The sequence below is a fragment of the Oceanicola sp. 22II-s10i genome, from assembly GCF_002210105.1.
Classification (GTDB): domain Bacteria; phylum Pseudomonadota; class Alphaproteobacteria; order Rhodobacterales; family Rhodobacteraceae; genus Pseudooceanicola.
Genome location: NZ_AQQU01000005.1, coordinates 83,665 through 102,238, shown reverse-complemented (window position 1 = coordinate 102,238; position 18,574 = coordinate 83,665). Strand labels below are relative to the sequence as shown.

The 18,574-nt window shown below is 65.7% G+C and carries 15 protein-coding genes; 7 read left to right on the top strand and 8 right to left on the bottom strand.

The window, feature by feature from the left end; all coding sequences use genetic code 11:
• Positions 1 to 2: 2 nt before the first annotated feature.
• Entirely contained in the window at positions 3 to 2,258 is a 2,256-nt protein-coding gene (locus ATO6_RS14000) for a peptidoglycan -binding protein (protein WP_088624640.1), read from the top strand.
• Between the two features lie 3 nt (positions 2,259 to 2,261).
• On the opposite strand, the gene ATO6_RS13995 is transcribed toward ATO6_RS14000, so the two are convergent.
• The 3 genes from ATO6_RS13995 to gloB all read right to left on the bottom strand — a co-directional run bounded on the left by ATO6_RS13995 (position 2,262) and on the right by gloB (position 6,605).
• Positions 2,262 to 3,224: a M23 family metallopeptidase gene (locus tag ATO6_RS13995; protein ID WP_088624639.1), complete on the bottom strand. Its 963-nt coding sequence runs from the start codon at positions 3,222 to 3,224 to the stop codon at positions 2,262 to 2,264.
• A 120-nt stretch (positions 3,225 to 3,344) separates the two neighbouring features.
• A complete protein-coding gene (gene clpA / locus ATO6_RS13990) occupies positions 3,345 to 5,675 on the bottom strand; it encodes an ATP-dependent Clp protease ATP-binding subunit ClpA (protein ID WP_088624638.1) in 2,331 nt (776 codons plus the stop codon).
• Between the two features lie 168 nt (positions 5,676 to 5,843).
• Positions 5,844 to 6,605: a hydroxyacylglutathione hydrolase gene (gene gloB / locus ATO6_RS13985; RefSeq protein ID WP_088624637.1), complete on the bottom strand. Its 762-nt coding sequence runs from the start codon at positions 6,603 to 6,605 to the stop codon at positions 5,844 to 5,846.
• Positions 6,606 to 6,664: 59 nt separating this feature from the next.
• Between gloB and ATO6_RS13980 the strand changes: the two genes are divergently transcribed.
• On the top strand, positions 6,665 to 7,465 hold the full coding sequence (locus tag ATO6_RS13980) for a class I SAM-dependent methyltransferase (protein WP_088624636.1): 801 nt from the start codon (positions 6,665 to 6,667) through the stop codon (positions 7,463 to 7,465).
• Here ATO6_RS13980 and ATO6_RS13975 read toward each other — a convergent pair.
• Positions 7,441 to 8,799, bottom strand: a complete 1,359-nt coding sequence (locus tag ATO6_RS13975; protein ID WP_088624635.1) for a hypothetical protein — start codon at positions 8,797 to 8,799, stop codon at positions 7,441 to 7,443. The genes ATO6_RS13980 and ATO6_RS13975 overlap by 25 nt on opposite strands.
• A 416-nt stretch (positions 8,800 to 9,215) precedes the next feature.
• Here ATO6_RS13975 and ATO6_RS13970 point away from each other — a divergent pair, with 416 nt between their 5' ends.
• Genes ATO6_RS13970 through ATO6_RS13950 form a run of 5 tightly spaced genes read left to right on the top strand, consistent with a single transcriptional unit; the run spans position 9,216 to position 14,080 of the window.
• Positions 9,216 to 9,776: a F0F1 ATP synthase subunit delta gene (locus ATO6_RS13970; protein WP_088624861.1), complete on the top strand. Its 561-nt coding sequence runs from the start codon at positions 9,216 to 9,218 to the stop codon at positions 9,774 to 9,776.
• Between the two features lies 1 nt (position 9,777).
• Positions 9,778 to 11,316, top strand: coding sequence for a F0F1 ATP synthase subunit alpha (gene atpA, locus ATO6_RS13965; RefSeq protein ID WP_088624634.1), 1,539 nt, complete (start codon positions 9,778 to 9,780; stop codon positions 11,314 to 11,316).
• Between the two features lie 12 nt (positions 11,317 to 11,328).
• Positions 11,329 to 12,204, top strand: coding sequence for a F0F1 ATP synthase subunit gamma (locus tag ATO6_RS13960; RefSeq protein WP_088624633.1), 876 nt, complete (start codon positions 11,329 to 11,331; stop codon positions 12,202 to 12,204).
• 19 nt (positions 12,205 to 12,223) lie between these two features.
• A complete protein-coding gene (gene atpD, locus ATO6_RS13955) occupies positions 12,224 to 13,648 on the top strand; it encodes a F0F1 ATP synthase subunit beta (RefSeq protein WP_088624632.1) in 1,425 nt (474 codons plus the stop codon).
• Positions 13,649 to 13,660: 12 nt separating this feature from the next.
• A complete protein-coding gene (locus ATO6_RS13950) occupies positions 13,661 to 14,080 on the top strand; it encodes a F0F1 ATP synthase subunit epsilon (RefSeq protein ID WP_088624631.1) in 420 nt (139 codons plus the stop codon).
• A gap of 54 nt (positions 14,081 to 14,134) precedes the next feature.
• On the opposite strand, the gene ATO6_RS13945 is transcribed toward ATO6_RS13950, so the two are convergent.
• The 4 genes from ATO6_RS13945 to ATO6_RS13930 all read right to left on the bottom strand — a co-directional run bounded on the left by ATO6_RS13945 (position 14,135) and on the right by ATO6_RS13930 (position 18,398).
• On the bottom strand, positions 14,135 to 15,127 hold the full coding sequence (locus tag ATO6_RS13945) for an enoyl-CoA hydratase/isomerase family protein (RefSeq protein WP_088624630.1): 993 nt from the start codon (positions 15,125 to 15,127) through the stop codon (positions 14,135 to 14,137).
• A gap of 74 nt (positions 15,128 to 15,201) precedes the next feature.
• The gene (locus ATO6_RS13940) at positions 15,202 to 16,515 is read right to left on the bottom strand and encodes a TRAP transporter large permease (RefSeq protein ID WP_088624629.1); all 1,314 of its coding nucleotides are present in this window, start codon (positions 16,513 to 16,515) and stop codon (positions 15,202 to 15,204) included.
• Positions 16,516 to 16,581: 66 nt separating this feature from the next.
• Positions 16,582 to 17,223 (bottom strand): TRAP transporter small permease, encoded by a 642-nt coding sequence (locus tag ATO6_RS13935; protein WP_088624628.1) that lies wholly within the window; start codon positions 17,221 to 17,223, stop codon positions 16,582 to 16,584.
• Positions 17,224 to 17,294: 71 nt separating this feature from the next.
• On the bottom strand, positions 17,295 to 18,398 hold the full coding sequence (locus ATO6_RS13930; protein ID WP_088624627.1) for a C4-dicarboxylate TRAP transporter substrate-binding protein: 1,104 nt from the start codon (positions 18,396 to 18,398) through the stop codon (positions 17,295 to 17,297).
• Between the last annotated feature and the right edge of the window lie 176 nt (positions 18,399 to 18,574).

Genomic DNA, 18,574 nt, shown 5'->3' with positions numbered 1-18,574 from the left:
GCATGGCGCTTTCACGGCGCACCGGCAACCGGTTCCAGGGGTCGATCTGGCCCGGCTTCGTCGACGCGATGACGGGGCTGCTGCTGGTCCTGATGTTCGTGCTGACGATCTTCATGGTCGTGCAGTTCGTGCTGAAGGAAACCATCACCGGGCAGGAGACCGAGCTTGACGAGCTGACGACCGAGGTCGCGGCCCTCGCTCAGGCCCTCGGGCTGGAGCGGACGCGGACCAGCCGCCTGACCTCCGACCTCGACACCCTGAACGCCACGCTGGCCGAGGCGCGATCCGAGGCCGAGCAGCAGACCGCCCTGCTGACGGCCCTGACCGCCGAGCGGGACCAGACCAGCCGCGACCTGCGCGCCGCCGAGGCGCGGATCACCGATTTCGAGTCGCAGGTCGCCAGCCTTCTGGCCGCGCAGAACCGTGCGCAGGCCCAGATCGCCACGCTGACCGGCGAACGCGACGATGCCCGCGATCAGGTGGCCTCGCTTGAGGAGACGCGGCAGGGGCTGGTCGCCGATAAGGAGGCGCTGGAACAGGCGCAGGCGCGGCTGATTACGGATCAGGAGGCGCTGCAACTGGCGCTGGCGCAGGCGCGGAGCGAGATTGACGCAGGCGTGGAAACAGCACGCCTCGCCGCCGCCCGGCGCGAGGCGCTGGAGGCGCTGATCGCGGATCTCAGGACAAAGAACGCCGACGCCGCCGAGACGAACGAGAGCCTTGCCGCCACCATCGCGCGGCTTGAGACGGCGAATGCCGACGCGGCGGACGCCAATTCGGGGCTGACGGCGCGGATCGCCGATCTGGAATCCAGCCTGACCGAGCAGGAACAGGCCCGTCTGGCCGAAGCCGCCGCCGCCGAGGCGCTGCGCGAACGGCTGAAGAACGCGGATGACGAACTGACCGCGATGACGCTGGCGCTGGAGGAACAGCGCAAGAAGGCCGAGGAGACGCTGACCATGCTCGCCGCCGCGCAGGCGCGTCGGGATGACCTGTCCGCTCAGCTCGCCGCCGCGCTGCTGGCGGGCGATCAGGGCCGCGCCGCGCTGAACGCGGAACTCGACACCGCCCGCGCCCGCGCCGAAGAGGCCGAGGCACAGCTGGCCGAAGCCCGCTCGGAAGTCGCCGGTCTGCAGGCTGCCGTCGCCCGGACCGAATCCGAACTGACCGCCGCCACCGAAGGACGCAGCCGCGAGGTGGCCGGGCTTCAGCAGGAACTGACCCGCGCCGCCGCAGAACGGGCCGAGGCCGAGGCCGCACTGAACGCCCGGATCGACGCTGCCGAAGCCGCCACGGTCGAGGCCGAGAACAGGCTTGCCGCGCTGACCGAGGACAAGGCCGAGGCCGAGCGACAGCTCGCCGCCGCGCTGGCCGCACGTCAGGCGGCCGAGGCCGCGACGATGGACCGCGAAGAGATCGAGCGCCAGCTGGCCGCCGCGCTGGCCGCCAAGCTGAAGGCCGAACAATCCGCGCAGGCGCAGCTGTCCGAGGCCGAGCAGCGCGAGGTCCTGCTGCGGCAGGCCAAGGCGCAACTGGCCGAGGAACAGTCCCATTCCGCCGAAGCCGCCCGCCGCGCGACGCTGCTGAACCAGCAGGTCGCCGCCCTTCGGTCGCAGCTCGGCTCGCTGCAGGCGCTGCTGGACGACGCCAAGGAGCGCGACGCCGCCGCGAAGGTCGAGATCGCGAGCCTCGGGCAGGACCTGAACACCGCGCTGGCCCGCGCTGCATCCGAGCAGCGCAAGCGCGCCGAGCTGGAAGAGGCCGAGCGCAAGCGGCTGGAGGCGCAGGCCAAGGACCTCGAACGCTACCGGTCGGAATTTTTTGGCCGCATGCGCGAGATCCTCGGCAACCGCGAGGGCGTGAAGATCGTCGGCGACCGCTTTGTCTTCTCCTCCGAGGTCCTCTTCGCGCCCGGTCAGGCGGAACTGTCGACCGAGGGCCGGAACGAGATCGCCAAGGTCGCCCTGCTGATCGGGGATATCGCCTCCGAGATCCCGCAGGGAATCGACTGGATCCTGCGTGTGGACGGTCACACGGACGACGTGCCGCTGACGCGCAACGCCGAGTTTGCCGATAACTGGGAACTGAGCCAGGCGCGGGCCTTGTCCGTGGTGCGGTTTATGACCGACGAGCTCAATGTGCCGCCGTCCCGGCTGTCTGCCAACGGGTTCGGTCAGTATCAGCCGATCACGGAAGGCTCCTCGCCCGAGGCGCGCGCGCAGAACCGGCGGATCGAGCTCAAGCTGACCGAGCGCTGAGGCTCAGCGGACGGTCATTTCCGTCGCGATCCGGCTGATTTCCTTGCCGTCGCGAGTCAGGGTCAGATCGCCGGTGTAGGTGCCGGGGGGCAGGGCGCCCCGGTTCCGCTTGCCTCCCGCCCGGAAATACTGGGCCTGCGCCTTCTCCAGTTCGGTCTCCGTGGCGAAGATCTCGCCTTCGGGTCCTGTGATCCGCATGGACAGGATATCCCCCATCCGGCTGCCGAACCCAAACGCCCAGACGACGATGGCCGGGGTGGTCGACGACATCTCGGCACTGTGCGCGGTTCCGGCCTTGACCGCGTCATAGTCCGGGATGGCCGCGGCGAAGCCGGCGCTCAGCAGCCCGCCCGCCTGGTAGGCCGGGGGATCGGACCAGAGCGTTTCACCCGCCGCCAGCCCGCACTGGCCCGGCTCCGCCTCAGGGCGGAACGGGTCGACCACGGCGTCGTTGTAGCGGACCGACAGGTGGACATGCGGGAACTGGGTGCGCCCGCTCAGGCCGATCTGGCCAAGCACCGCTCCCGCCTCGACCCTGTCGCCGGCCTTCACGGTCACACTGCCCTGCTTCATATGGCAGTACTGGGTTTCCCAGCCGTCCTCGTGGCGGATAACCACGCCGTTGCCGCAATCCCGTCCGTCGATCTCGGCCTCGGACTCGGCGGTGAAGACGCGGTCCTCCATACCGTCCCGCACCCCGCGCACCAGCCCGGCGGCCGAGGCGACGACGTTCACGCCCGCCTCCATCGCGGCCAGCGAGGGCAGGGCGACGTCGGTGCCCTTGTGCCGGTCGTAGGAGAGCACGCCGCAGGCATAGTCGACGGCGCCCTCGGTCGGGTCGGTGTCGACGTAGTTCTGGATGTAGCAGGTTTCACCCAGCGAGCAGTCGGCGGGCAGTTGCAGGACTGGCTGTGCCGCGGCGGGAAAGGGCAGGGCGAGGACGAGCAGGGGAAGGATGTGGCGCATGCCGGCATCTTCTTCGTTCGGTGTTGGAAAGCAAGCGCGCTGACCCATCTGCCCGATCACAAAGGAAAAGGCCCGGCGCGGGGCCGGGCCTTTCCGATTTCCTTGCGATCCGTTTCCGGATCACTCCGCCGTCAGCAGCGGGGGCTTGTTGCCGGACAGGCGCGGATGCTCCGGCCCGTCGATCTGGAGGTCGATCTCGCCGTTCTTCAGCGCGACCTTGACGACGCCACCCTTGGCCAGCTTGCCGAAGAGCAGTTCCTCGGCCAGCGGCTTCTTGATGTGTTCCTGGATGACGCGGGCCAGCGGCCGCGCCCCCATCTTGTCGTCGTAGCCTTTTTCGCCCAGCCATTCGGCTGCGGGCTTGGTCAGTTCGATCGTCACGCCGCGGTCCATCAGCTGTGCCTCGAGCTGAAGCACGAACTTCTCGACCACCTGCAGGATGATTTCCTTGCCCAGCGGGGCGAAGGAGATCACGGCATCCAGACGGTTGCGGAATTCCGGCGTGAACGTGCGTTCGATCGCCGCCGTATCCTCGCCCTCGCGCCGGTCGCGACCGAAGCCGATGGCGGCCTTGGCCTGTTCCGACGCGCCCGCGTTGGAGGTCATGATCAGGATCACGTTGCGGAAGTTCACCGTCCGGCCGTTGTGGTCGGTCAGTTTCCCGTGGTCCATCACCTGCAGCAGGATGTTGTAGACATCCGGATGCGCCTTCTCGATCTCGTCCAGCAGCAGCACGCAGTGCGGATGCTGGTCGACGCCGTCGGTCAGCAGGCCGCCCTGGTCAAAGCCGACATAGCCCGGAGGCGCGCCGATCAGGCGGGAAACCGCGTGCTTCTCCATGTATTCCGACATGTCGAAGCGGAGCAGTTCCACGCCAAGGCTGTCGGCCAGCTGATTGGCCACCTCGGTCTTGCCGACCCCGGTCGGGCCCGCGAACAGGTAGTTGCCGATCGGCTTTTCCGGTTCGCGCAGGCCGGCACGGGCCAGCTTGATCGCCGAAGCGAGGGATTCGATCGCCTTGTCTTGGCCGAAGACGACGCGCTTGAGCGTGCCTTCGAGGTCTTTGAGCACCTCGGCGTCGTCCTTGGACACGGATTTCGGGGGGATGCGGGCGATCTTGGCCACGACATCCTCGATCTCCTTGGCGCCGATGGTCTTGCGGCGCTTGGACTCGGCCACCAGATGCTGCGCCGCGCCGGCCTCGTCGATCACGTCGATGGCCTTGTCGGGCAGTTTCCGGTCGTTGATGTAGCGCGCGGACAGCTCCACGGCCGACTTGATCGCGTCGGCGGTGTAGCGGACCGAGTGATGCTCCTCGAAGTAGGGCTTGAGGCCCTTGAGGATTTTCACCGTGTCCTCGACCGTCGGCTCGTTCACGTCGATCTTCTGGAACCGGCGGCTCAGCGCGCGGTCCTTTTCGAAGTGCTGGCGGAACTCCTTGTAGGTGGTGGAGCCCATGCAGCGCAGCTTGCCGCCCTGAAGCGCGGGCTTCAGCAGGTTCGATGCGTCCATGGCCCCGCCCGAGGTCGCGCCGGCGCCGATGACCGTGTGGATCTCGTCGATGAAGAGCACCGCGTCGGGATGTTCCTCAAGCTCGTTCACCACGGCCTTGAGCCGTTCCTCGAAATCGCCGCGGTAGCGGGTGCCGGCCAGCAGCGCGCCCATGTCGAGCGAATAGATCGTGGTTTCGGACAGGACCTCGGGGGTCTGGCCGTTGACGATCTTGCGCGCCAGACCTTCGGCGATGGCGGTCTTGCCGACACCGGGGTCGCCCACCAGAAGCGGGTTGTTCTTGCGGCGGCGGCAGAGCACCTGGATACAGCGCTCCACCTCGGATTCGCGCCCGATGAGCGGGTCGACATCGCCCGTGCGCGCCTTGGCGTTCAGGTCGACGCAATACTTGTCGAGCGCGCTTTCCTTGGCTTCGCCCGGTTCAGCGGATGCGGTTTGCGTGGCTTCCTCCTCCGGCTCGGTGGCGCCGGTGACTGGGCGGCTTTCGCCATAGGCCGGGTTCTTGGCCACGCCATGCGCGATGAAGTTCACCGCGTCGTAGCGGGTCATGTCCTGTTCCTGCAGGAAATAGGCCGCGTTGGACTCTCGTTCTGCAAAGATCGCGACCAGCACGTTGGCGCCGGTCACTTCGGTGCGTCCGGAACTCTGGACGTGGATGGCAGCGCGCTGGATCACGCGCTGGAAGGCAGCGGTCGGAACCGCCTCGGAACCGTCGACGTCGGTGACGAGATTCGACAGGTCATCCTCGATGAATTCCACGAGGGTCTTGCGCAGGTCTTCGGTATCGACGGAGCAGGCCTTCATCACTTTGGATGCGTCCGGTTCGTCGATCAACGCCAGCAACAGGTGCTCCAGCGTCGCGAATTCGTGACGTCGCGCATTCGCAAGTGCAAGCGCGGCGTGGATTGCCTGTTCCAGTGTCGTCGAGAATGAAGGCAACTGGATGCTCCTTCTGATTGGGGAAGGGGCGGGGCGCCGAGGGCCCCGGTCCCGACCATGGCCTCATAGTATGAAAGTTTGGTCGATATCCGTGGGGCTTCAAGGGTTATTTGTGATTTACCGTTCACATTTCCCGAAACCGATGCGTCCGCGCGCGACTTTCACGCATCAGAAGTTGTCCTTGGCCTTTCGGACGGCCGCAAACACCTCTGCCGGGTCGGCGCCCGCCATGTTCATGGCGGCCTGCAGTTCCGGCGTGTGACAGCGCAGGAAGGGGTTGGTTTCAAGTTCCACGGACAGCGGAACGGGGACTGTGGGACGGCCCGCGGCCCGCGCGGCTTCGACCTCTTTCATGCGAGAGATAAGTTTCGCGTTCTCCGGTTCAATGGACAGCGCGAACTTTCCGTTCGCCGTCGTGTATTCGTGGCCGGAGTAGATCATCGTCTCGGGGGGCAGGGCGGCCAGCTTGCACATGGTGGCGTACTGCATCTCCATCGTGCCCTCGAACACGCGGCCGCAGCCCCATGCCATCAGGCTGTCGGCGGTAAAGATCGCGCCGCCGTTGGGGAAGTGGAACGCCATGTGGCCCAGCGTGTGGCCCGGCACGTCGAGCGGCACGGTATAGCCTTCGCCCTCGCCACCGTTCATCCCCTCGGTCAGCGCCATGTCGAGCGGCGGCAGCTTGGCCTCCTCGGCTTTCGGTCCCATGACCTTGACGCCGAAACGCGCTTTCAGCTCGTCCGTTCCGGCGGTGTGGTCGCCGTGGTGGTGGGTGATCATCAGCACCCCCGGTGTCCATCCGCGTTCCTCGGCGGCGGCGATGATCGGCCCCGCTTCGGGCGCGTCGATGATGCAGACCCCGTCCGGACCCTTGACCAGATAGGCATAGTTGTCGGTGCGGCAGGGGATCGTGACGATGTCCAGGGGCATGGCAAATGGCCTTTCCGTTGCTATTGTCTTCATGGAACCCCATGCGCGGCTGAGGTGCAATGCATCAGGATGTGACGGATCTGCGGAATTTCTACTACCGGTCGATGCTCGGTCGGGCGGTGCAGCAGCATGTCCGCGACAATCTCCTGAAGCTCTGGCCCGAGGCGAAGGGCCAGACCGTGGCGGGCTACGGCTTCGCCGTGCCGCTGCTGCGCCCCTACCTTGCCGACGCGCGCCGGGTGATCGGGCTGATGCCCGCGGCGCAGGGCGCGATGCCGTGGCCCGCCGGGATGCCCAACGTGTCGGTGCTGTGCGAGGAAACGGAGTGGCCGGTCGAGACGGGGCATGTCGACAAGCTGGTGGTCATGCACGGGCTGGAGGTCAGCGAACGGCCCTCGGACCTGATGCAGGAATGCTTCCGCGTGCTCGGCCCCGGCGGGCGGGCGATCTTTGTCGTGCCGAACCGGTCGGGGCTCTGGGCGCGGAACGACCGGACGCCCTTCGGGCACGGGCGTCCCTACAGCCAGAGCCAGCTCGAGACGCAGCTGCGGCGACACGGGTTCATCCCCGAGACCCATGTCTCGCTGCTCTACCAGCCGCCTTCGTCGAAACGGTTCTGGCTCAAGTCGGGTGTCACGGTCGAAAAGTTCGGGCGCAAGTTCTCGATGGTGATGAACGGCGGCGTCATCATGGTCGAGGCGACCAAGCGGGTGCAGATGCCGTCGGGCCCCGGCGTGAAGGTGCATCAGCCGCGTGGACTTAAAGTGCTGGAGGGCCTGGGCGCGGGCAAGCCCGAGACGGCGCGCGTCGGCGCCGCCCCGGATCGCCGGACCGGTCAGGCGGCTGACGCGGGACGGTAGATCGCGGCGAAGTGGTCGTAGTCCTCGATCATCACCAGACCGTCCAGATCGTCGGGCGTGGCGCCGGTGACATGCAGGGTCCGCGTGATGACCGGCGCATTGCTGTCCTCGGTGTTCTCGGCGGTCAGGATCAGGTCGGTGCCGGTCGCGGTCGCCACGGCTTCCGTCCGGGTCACGACGTATGGCGACACCTCGGCATCCGACATTTCGATCACCAGCATGTCCTCGGCCGGATCGAAGTCGGTGATCGTGCCGATATCGGCGGACAGCGGGAAATCCGGCGACAGGGTCGGTGCGCCGGAATCCGTGTCGATAAAGTCATACATCCCTGCCTGGCCATAGACGTCATTGCTCAGCAGGAATGTATCCGCACCGTCGCCTCCGGTCGCCAGAATGTCCGACCCGTAGACCGCGCTGTAGGAGGAATCGATGAACATCAGCGTGTCGTCGCCTTCGCCGCCCTCCAGCGCGATGTCCCATCTCTGCTCTGCCGCATCGGGGTCGCCCGGATCGCCCATCCTGCGGGCATACATCAGGTCATCGCCCGCCTCGCCCTGCGCCAACCCGCCGTTGATGGCGCCCACGGTGTCGTCCCCGTCGCCGCCCGTGACGGTGGCGGCGTCCAGCGTGGTGTCGTAGCTCGGGGAATAGATCGCCTCGGCCAGGTCGTTGCCGGTGCCGCCGTCGGCGGTCGATCCGTTGCCCGCGACTACGGTGTCGTCGCCCGCGTCGCCCGACGCGGTGCCGCCGCGCAGTGCGCTGACATAGTCGTCGCCATCCCCGCCTGAAACGGTGCCGGGCCCCGTCTCGCCATAGGCCTGAACCATGTCGTCGCCGTTGCCCCCGAACCCGGTGCCCGCGCCTCGGACCGTGATCTCGTCCGCGCCAGCGCCACCTTCGGCAAGGCCGGTGTCGCGCACGGTCAGGGTGTCGTCGCCCGATCCGCCATGCACCGTCGCATTGCCACGGCTGACCAGCGTGTCCTGGCCGGCCTCGCCAAAGGCTTCGGACCGGTTCATGGCGAGGATGTCGTCATCGCCCTCGCCACCGCGGAATATCACATCCTCGCTAAGTTCCGCGCTGTCGTCGCCCGCACCGCCAAGGCCAAGGCTGTCATCGGTCAGCGAGAAGGTGTCGGCGCCGCCGGTGCCGGAGACGACCTGCGTCCCGCTGCCGAAAAGGATGCCCGAGGGGTCCGGCTGGCCCGGACCTTCGGGCGTTTCGGGCTCGGGCGTGGCAACGTCCTGCTCCGGATCGTCGTCGTCATCAAAAACATCAAAGCCGATCAGAAGCCCGCCGATTATGGCGAGGCCGAATATCGCGAAAAGTTCCATCAATGCCCCCACAGCAATACGGATGCCGGGTCTGCCGGCTCCGCAATGCCGAGGGTGGACTGTCGGGCAGGGAATGGCCACCTATTGCTCATGAGGAAACACACTGTTTCCATAGCGCTACCAAATTGCCTGCGGACGATAGCGGGGCAACGGCCGGCTCGTCCCGAGAATCGTGCGCGGCGACCGGTAACGCGAACGCGAGCGCTAACAGTTTGGGCGAAACCGCCGCAGCGCGGCGCGGGCAGGAAAACAAGGGTGAAAAACCCGTCACAAAAGGCTTTATAGCAGGTTGCCCGCATCATGGGCCTCTGCTACACCCACGCCGATTTTGATGCTTTGACAACTATCAAGGCTCCCACGCCCCGGGGCCGCGTTCGCTTGCGCGGAGACCGGGGCCCGAACGCGGAAGGGTGGACGTGTCCGAACCAGCTTCGATCTCATCCGGCATCGCCGCGCGTTATGCGACTGCCGTTTTCGACATCGCCAAGGGTGACAACGGGCTCGACGCCCTCGAGACAGACATCGACACACTCGAAGCCGCGCTGAACGACAGCGCGGATTTCCGTGCGCTGATCTCCTCGCCGGTCTACTCGCGCGATGCCCAGGGCAAGGCCGTCGCCGCGCTGGCCGACAAGATGGGCCTTTCGGCCACCATGAAAAGCACGCTGGGGCTGATGGCCTCCAAACGGCGCCTTTTCGTCCTGCCGCAACTGGTCGCCGCCCTGCGCGCCGCCATTGCAGAGCACAAGGGCGAGGTGACCGCCGAGGTCGTGAGCGCGAAGGCGCTGACCAAGACCCAGTCTGACAAACTGTCCAAGACGCTGGCCGCTGCGGTCGGCAAGGACGTGAAAATCAATGCGACCGTCGATGAAGCCCTTATCGGCGGTCTTGTCGTCAAGGTGGGCTCTCGGATGATCGACACGTCGATCCGGTCCAAGCTCAACTCACTCCAGAATGCCATGAAAGAGGTCGGATAAGATGGGAATCCAGGCAGCCGAAATCTCTGCGATCCTGAAGGAGCAGATCAAGAACTTTGGCCAGGAGGCCGAAGTGGCCGAAGTCGGCCGGGTGCTTTCCGTCGGTGACGGTATCGCCCGCGTCTATGGCCTCGACAGCGTCCAGGCGGGCGAGATGGTCGAATTTCCGGGCGGCATCATGGGTATGGCGCTCAACCTCGAAACCGACAACGTCGGCGTCGTGATCTTCGGTTCCGACCGGGACATCAAGGAGGGCGACACCGTCAAGCGCACGAACTCGATCGTGGACGTGCCCGCCGGTGACGAACTGCTCGGCCGCGTGGTCGACGGTCTCGGCAACCCGCTGGACGGCAAGGGCCCGATCAACGCCTCCAAGCGTCTGGTCGCGGACGTCAAGGCGCCGGGCATCATCCCGCGTAAGTCGGTGCACGAACCGATGGCGACCGGCCTCAAGTCGATCGACGCAATGATCCCGATCGGCCGCGGCCAGCGCGAGCTGATCATCGGCGACCGTCAGACCGGCAAGACCGCCGTGGCTCTCGACGCGATCCTGAACCAGAAGTCCTACAACGAAGCCGCCGGCGATGACGAGAGCAAGAAGCTCTACTGCGTCTACGTCGCCATCGGCCAGAAGCGCTCCACCGTGGCGCAGCTGATGAAGAAGCTCGAGGAAAACGGCGCGATGGAATACTCCATCATCGTCGCTGCAACCGCGTCCGACCCGGCGCCGATGCAGTACCTCGCGCCCTACACCGCGACCGCGATGGCCGAGCACTTCCGTGACAACGGCCGCCACGCGCTGATCATCTACGATGACCTCTCCAAGCAGGCCGTGGCCTACCGCCAGATGTCCCTGCTGCTCCGCCGTCCGCCGGGGCGTGAAGCCTACCCGGGCGACGTGTTCTACCTCCACTCCCGCCTGCTGGAGCGTTCGGCAAAGCTGAACGAGGACTTCGGCGCAGGCTCGCTGACGGCGCTGCCGATCATCGAAACCCAGGGCGGCGACGTGTCGGCGTTCATTCCGACCAACGTGATCTCGATCACCGACGGCCAGATCTTCCTGGAAACGGAACTGTTCTTCCAGGGCATCCGTCCCGCCGTGAACACCGGTCTGTCGGTGTCGCGCGTCGGTTCGTCGGCCCAGACCTCGGCCATGTCCTCGGTCGCCGGTCCGGTGAAACTGTCGCTGGCCCAGTACCGCGAGATGGCGGCCTTCGCCCAGTTCGGTTCCGACCTCGACGCCTCGACCCAGCGACTGCTGAACCGTGGCGCGCGTCTGACCGAGCTGATGAAGCAGCCGCAGTACTCGCCGCTGACCAACGCGGAAATCGTGGTTGTCATCTTCGCCGGCACCAACGGCTACCTCGACAAGCTGCCGCTGTCGGACGTGGCCCGGTTCGAGCGTGATCTTCTTGCGTTCATGAACAACAAGAAGAAAGACGTGATGGACTGGATCACCAACGACGATCCCAAGATCAAGGGTGATGCTGCGGACAAGCTGAAGGCTGCCATCGACGAATTCGCCGCAGACTTCGCGTAAGAGGGGGGAGACATGCCCAACCTCAAGGACCTGAAAAACCGGATCGCGTCGGTCAAGTCGACCCGCAAGATCACCAAGGCCATGCAGATGGTGGCCGCCGCGAAACTGCGGCGGGCACAGGAAGCGGCCGAGGCTGCCCGGCCCTACGCCGAGCGCTTCAACGCGGTGATGGCGCAGCTCGCGGCTTCGGTCGGCGGTTCGGACAGCGCGCCGCGCCTGCTTTCGGGCACCGGAAAGGACGACGTGCACATGCTCGTCGTCATGACCGGTGAACGGGGCCTGTGCGGCGGTTTCAACTCGTCGATCGTCAAGCTGGCCAAGACCCGCGCCGAGCAGCTGAAGAAGGCCGGCAAGACGGTGAAGATCCTCACCGTCGGCAAGAAGGGCCGTGAACAGCTGCGCCGCGACTGGGGCGACTACCTGGTGGGTCACGTCGACCTGAGCCAGGTGAAACAGCTCGGCTATGCCAACGCGCAGGACATCGCCAAGGGTCTGCTCGAACGCTTCGACGCGGGCGAGTTCGACGTCGCGACGATCTTCTACAGCCGTTTCGAGTCGGTGATCAGCCAGATCCCGACCGAACAGCAGGTGATCCCGGCCAAGTTCGAAGAGTCCGAGGGCGACGCGCCCGCGACGCTCTACGACTACGAGCCGTCGGAAGAGGAAATCCTCGCCGACCTGCTGCCGCGCGGTGTGGCGACCCAGATCTTCTCGGCCCTGCTCGAGAACAACGCCTCGTTCAACGGCGCGCAGATGTCCGCAATGGACAACGCGACGCGGAACGCGGGCGACATGATCGACAGGCTGACGATCGAGTACAACCGCTCGCGTCAGGCGGTCATCACGAACGAGCTGATCGAAATTATTTCGGGCGCGGAAGCGCTCTGACGGAACCGGAGAAACAAAGATGGCAAACGCAAAAGGCAAAGTGACCCAGGTCATCGGCGCCGTCGTCGACGTTCAGTTCGACGACCACCTGCCCGAGATTCTGAACGCGCTGACCACCGAAAACCAAGGCAAGAAGCTGGTTCTGGAAGTGGCGCAGCACCTCGGTGAAAACACCGTCCGCACCATCGCCATGGACGCGACCGAAGGTCTGGTCCGCGGCCAGGTGGTCACGGACACCGACGGCCCGATCTCGGTGCCGGTCGGCAACGCGACGCTGGGCCGCATCCTGAACGTGGTGGGCGAGCCCGTGGACGAAAAGGGCCCGGTCAACGCGACCGAGACCCGCCCGATCCACGCGACCGCGCCCGAGTTCTCGGACCAGTCGACGGAAACGGAAATCCTCGTCACCGGCATCAAGGTGATCGACCTGCTGGCACCTTACTCCAAGGGCGGCAAGATCGGTCTCTTCGGCGGTGCCGGCGTGGGCAAGACCGTTCTCATCATGGAACTGATCAACAACATCGCGAAGGTGCACTCGGGCTACTCCGTGTTCGCCGGCGTGGGCGAGCGGACCCGTGAAGGCAACGACCTCTACCACGAGATGATCGAATCCAACGTGATCAAGCCGGACAACCTCGAGGACTCTCAGGTGGCCCTGGTCTACGGTCAGATGAACGAGCCTCCGGGGGCCCGCGCACGCGTCGCGCTGACCGGCCTGACGCTGGCCGAGCAGTTCCGCGACCAGTCCGGGACCGACGTTCTGTTCTTCGTCGACAACATCTTCCGCTTCACGCAGGCCGGTTCGGAAGTGTCCGCACTTCTCGGCCGTATCCCGTCCGCAGTGGGTTACCAGCCGACGCTGGCCACCGACATGGGCGCGATGCAGGAACGGATCACCTCGACCAAGTCGGGCTCGATCACCTCGATCCAGGCCGTGTACGTGCCCGCGGACGACCTTACCGACCCCGCACCGGCAACGACCTTCGCGCACCTCGACGCAACGACCGTTCTGTCGCGCGCGATCTCGGAACTGGGCATCTACCCCGCGGTGGACCCGCTCGACTCCTCGTCGCGTCTGATGGACCCGGCGATCCTCGGTGACGAGCACTACGGCGTCGCACGTCAGGTTCAGGGTATCCTCCAGCGCTACAAGTCGCTGCAGGACATCATCGCGATCCTCGGCATGGACGAACTGTCGGAAGAGGACAAGCTGACCGTGGCACGCGCCCGGAAGATCCAGCGTTTCCTGTCCCAGCCGTTCGACGTGGCAAAGGTCTTCACCGGTTCCGACGGCGTTCAGGTTCCGCTCGAAGACACGATCTCGTCCTTCAAGGCGGTTGTGGCCGGCGAATACGACCACCTGCCCGAAGCGGCCTTCTACATGGTCGGCGGCATCGAGGAAGTGAAAGCCAAGGCCCAGAAACTCGCAGCAGAAGCCGCGTAAGGGGCTGAACTGATGGCTGAGAACATGAAATTCGACCTCGTGTCGCCGGAACGGAGCCTCGTCTCCGGAGAGGCGTCTGCGGTCCAGATTCCGGGGGCCGACGGCGACCTGACGGCGATGCAGGGGCACGCGCCCCTCATCACCACCCTGCGTCCCGGCGTTCTCAAGGTTCAGGGACCGCAGGGCGAGGATCAGTATGTCGTGTCCGGCGGCTTTGCCGAGATCAACGCCGACGGCGTCTCGGTCCTGGCCGAACGGGCCCTGCACCAGAAGGAAATGACCCAGGACATCCTGAATGACTGGGTCAAGGAAGCACACGAAGCCAAGCAGAACGCCCATCCGGACGTCGCTGACTCGGCGGCAAAGCTTCTGGCCGACATGGTGGCCATGGGGACGCACATCGGGCTGGACCCGAACCAGGCGAGCCTCTGAGGCACTGACAGTTTGCGAAAGGCCCCGGCACTGCCGGGGCCTTTTGCGTTGCGCTCAGCCGGTGTCGCGCGGGGGCCGGGTGCCCTTGGCCGCGACATGCGCGAAGCGCGCGCCGAGGGCGGGGGAGAGCAGGGGCGGAAACACCGCCGCCTCGCGCGACATCCACGTGCTTTCCGGGACCTGCTGGCCAAGGTGGTCGCGGATCAGGCCGGTCATCACAGCCAGAGCCGCGCATTCCCACGGGTGCAGGTCGAGTTCGGCGGTCAGCCGCGCCTCCAGCGCGCTCAGCCGGTCCGCGTCTTCCGGGCCGGGCAGGGCGAGCGCCTGCTCCGACCATTCCATGCCCGCCAGTTCCTCGCAGCGCGCCAGAGCGGCGGGGATCAGGTCCGCGCGCCCGGCCACGTCCCTGTCGCCCGCACGCAGCACATGGGCGGCTCTGGCGGCGGCTGCGCCTTCGGACACCACACCGCGCGCATAGGCCGTCAGCGCGCCCTCCAGCGCGTCCCACGGGCGGTCGCCGGCCGCCTGCCGCCGCAGCATCAACTGGCAGACGCCGCCCCAGCCGGGGATCAGCCCCATCCATATCTCGCGCAGCGCGAAGGTGGCGTCGCGCTCCATCGCCAGACCGTTGGCGAAGAGCGCGATCTCGCATCCGCCCGAATAGGCGCCGCCGTGGATCGCCGCCACGACGGGGCAGGGGGCGTCGCGCAGGCGCATCAGGGTGGACTGGCCGTCGATCAGGAACCGCAGGCTGGGGCCCGCGTCGCCGGTCAGGATGGTGTCGCGGAACGGCCCGCCCGCGCCAAAGACGAAACAGCGCGGCGAATCCGAGGTCAGGACCAGCCCGCCGAACTCCATCCCCGCGCGGTCGAATGCGGCATCCAGCGCCTCGATCGACGGCGGCGTGACCAGCGCCATGTCGCCGCAGAACTCGAAGACCGCGGCATCGGCCCCGACATCCCAGAGCCGCGCCACATCGCGCCACTCCCGCACCAGCCGCGCGGTGTCGCGCAGCCCTGCGGCGTCCAGAGGTGCTTCGTTCGACATGTTCAACCTCCCTAAACGAAAGCGGCCCGCCTCCTTTCGGGGGCGGGCCGCGATGTTACGCGATGACGCGGACCTTACTGGCCCATCATCAGGCTCGGCAGCCAGAGAGAGAAGCTCTGGTTGGTGATGAGCGCCCACATGATGAAGAACTCGCAGACGAGGAACCAGCCCACGCCCTTGAAGATGGTCGAGAGCGGGACGGCGTCCCCGACCACGTTCTTCACAATATACACGTTTAGTCCGACAGGTGGCGTCAGAAGACCGATCTCGATCATCTTGACCACGATCACGCCGATCCAGATCAGGTCGACGTTCAGCGCGTCGAACGCAGGCAGGAAGACCGGCAGGGTCAGCAGCATCACACCCAGCGGGTCGAGGAACATGCCGAGGATCAGGTAGATGATCGCCAGCGCGATCACCAGCTCGAGCTCGTTCAGCTGCATGTCGGACACTAGGTTCGCGATGTAGGTCGGCACGCCCGCCAGAGCGAGGAAGCGGGTCAGCAGGACCGCCCCGATGGCGAGGAAGAACAGCGACGATGTGGTCCTCAGGGCGTCCATGACGGAGTCCTTCAGCACCTCGTAGTTGGTTCGTCCCTGCGCCGCGCCGATCAGGATCGCGAACACCGCGCCCAGTGCACCCGCCTCGGTCGGCGTGGCGACACCGGCGTAGATGGAGCCGATCACACCCAGCACCAGCAGGGGCAGCGGCCACACTTCGCGGATGGCGATCCAGCGCTCGCGCCACGTCACCGTCAAGGCGACCTTGGGCGCCAGTTCCGGCCAGACCATGCAGCGGCCGACGATCATGATCGTGTAGGCGCCGGCGGTCATCAGGCCGGGAATGATCCCCGCGATCAGAAGGCGGCCCACCGACTGCTCGGTGAAGAAGCCGTAGATCACGAAGGCGATGGACGGCGGGATCAGCGCGCCGAGCGTGCCGGACGCCGCCACGGTGCCCGTCGCCAGCGACTTGTCGTAGCCGTATTTCAGCATCTCCGGGATGGCGAGCCGTCCGACGGCGGCCGAGGTGGCGACCGACGACCCCGACGCGGCGGCAAAACCCGCGGCGGTGAAGTTGGTGGCTACGGCCAGACCGCCGGGCAGGTTGTTCAGCCACACCCGCGCGGCGGCGTAGAGGCTGGAGGTCAGGCCCGTCTTGTAGGCGATGGCGCCCATCAGAAGGAACATCGGGATCGCCGAGAGTTCCCAGGATGAGGCGAATTCATGCGGCAGGCCGCCGATCATCGCGAAGGCGGCGCGGGTGTTCCGCACGATCATGATCCCGATCAGCGACACCGAACCGAGGGCGAATGCGATAGGCACCCGCGCGGCGAGCAGCACGAGGATCGCGCCAACGCCCATGAAACCGATAGTGAGAGAGTCCATTTGATTTTATCCCTGTACCCGTTCCGTATGCCGTCTACGCGGCACGCCGGTGCGGGAGTTGTCCGTTCAGTCTGCTGACGATCCGCCCTTGCCGACCCCGAGCGATCCATCGTCGCCGCTGGTCTTGCCGCGGCGTTTCTCGATCGCCTCGGCTTCGGCCACGGCTGCCTCGACCGCCGATTTCAGGCTGCGGTCAGGAAGCGGACGTGTGCCGCGCAGAAGGAAGGACAGGTTGTCGATGGCGTAGAGCGTCAGGTAGACCGTCGTCAGGAACGCCCCAACCGGATAGAACCAGCGCGCACCCCAGACGGGGATGTCGAACGTCGCGGTTTCCCAGACTTCGCCGATATGCGTCTTGTGCAGCGCTTCCTCGACCCCTTCGAGCAGCAGGAAGAACGCGTAGACCGCGCCGATCAGACAGCCGAGGAACTTGAAGAACGACAGCGGCCTTGGCGAGAGGTGCTGGGTAAACAATTCCACTTCCAGATGTTCGTGATCGCGGGTCACGGCACCGAGCGGCAGGAAGACCAGCGCCACCATGTAGTAGGCGGACACGATTTCCAGCGTGGAAGGGATGGGCTTGTTGATTGTGTATTTCAGAGCCACGTCGAGAGAGACCTGAACCATCATCACGAAAAGGATGATGCCACCGATCGCGGCGACAGCGCCGGAAACACGGGATGCGACGGATTCGATTGCGCGCAGCATGAAGTCACCCGTAATTCAGAGGGAAAGAAGCCGGGGCGATCTGATGATGCCCCGGCCATGATCACGAGACTTTAGATCTTGGAGAAGATCTCGTCCTGGAGAGCCTGGCGATACGCGTCCTTGTCGTTGCCGATCTCTTCCATCTTGGCCGTCCACTTGGCGACCAGTTCCTTGTAGGTGTTCAGAAGCGCCTCGGCATTCTCGATGCCGTCCTTCTGCGCGCCTGCCAGAGCGGTTTCATAGGCCTTGGCTTCCTCCGCGGCCCACGCGTCCTTGAACGCCTGATCCGATTCCTCGACCACGCCGCCGTTGTTGGCGAGCCATTCCAGCGCCTTGTCGTTGTCGTCGACATAGGCCCACATGATGTCAGCCACGTTCTGCGCCATTTCCATCTTGAAGGCGCCGCGCTGCTCTTCGGTCAGCTCGTTCCAGACGTCGAGGTTGATCGCCCAGTTCATGGTGCCGAAGTAGGACCCGACCGGGTTCGACCAGATGCCCTTGGCGTAGTCCTTGAGGTTGTAGGTGTCGAGCCAGGCGGCCGCGCCGACGGCGCAGTCGATCTGGCCGCGCTGCATGGCTTCATACATCTCGGCGGTGGTGATCGACACCGGCGCCGCGCCGATGTTCAGCATGGCGATGCCGACGCCCGACGTCGCGCGGATCTTCTTGCCCTGCAGATCGGCGAGGGTCTTGATCGGCTCCTTGCAGATCACGTGATACGCGCCGGTGGCGGACCACGACAGGCCGATCACGTTGTTTTCGGTCCGCTCTTCGATGCACTGCGGGCAGTGCAGAAGCTGGAACTCGTTGGTCGCGGCGGCCATGACCTTGGGGTTGTGGCCGATGGCCAGCATCGACGACACCATCGCGGCGGTCGGCAGCGAGGATTTCACGTAGATGTCCACGACCGAGGCCGCATCCAGAATGCCGCTGCCCACGTTGCTCAGCAGGTCCTTCGGACCGCCCATGGCGCCGCCGGCGAAGTTTTCGAAGGTGATCTCGCCGTTGGTGTCCTTGGTGATCCGCTCCTGCGAGGGCCGGATGCCGTAGACGTTGGTCGTGTGCGTCGGCGAGGTATAGGCGCCGTAGGTCAGCTCGCGCGGTTCGGCTTGCGCCAGACCGGCCGTCAGGGCCAGTGCGGCGGTTGCGCAGAGGGCTGCATTGCGAAGTTTCATTGGTTTCCTCCCTGGAACCGGATTTTTGGATTGCCCGCACCTCTCCCCTTTTGGTGCGTGGCGTCCGAGGCTGATGTTTCACGCCTCTTGTATCGGCAGACTATTATTTGACCGGCAGGTAAGCAAGAGATTCCACGCCGTTCCGAGGCTTGGTCGTACCATTTTTTCGGAAGAGT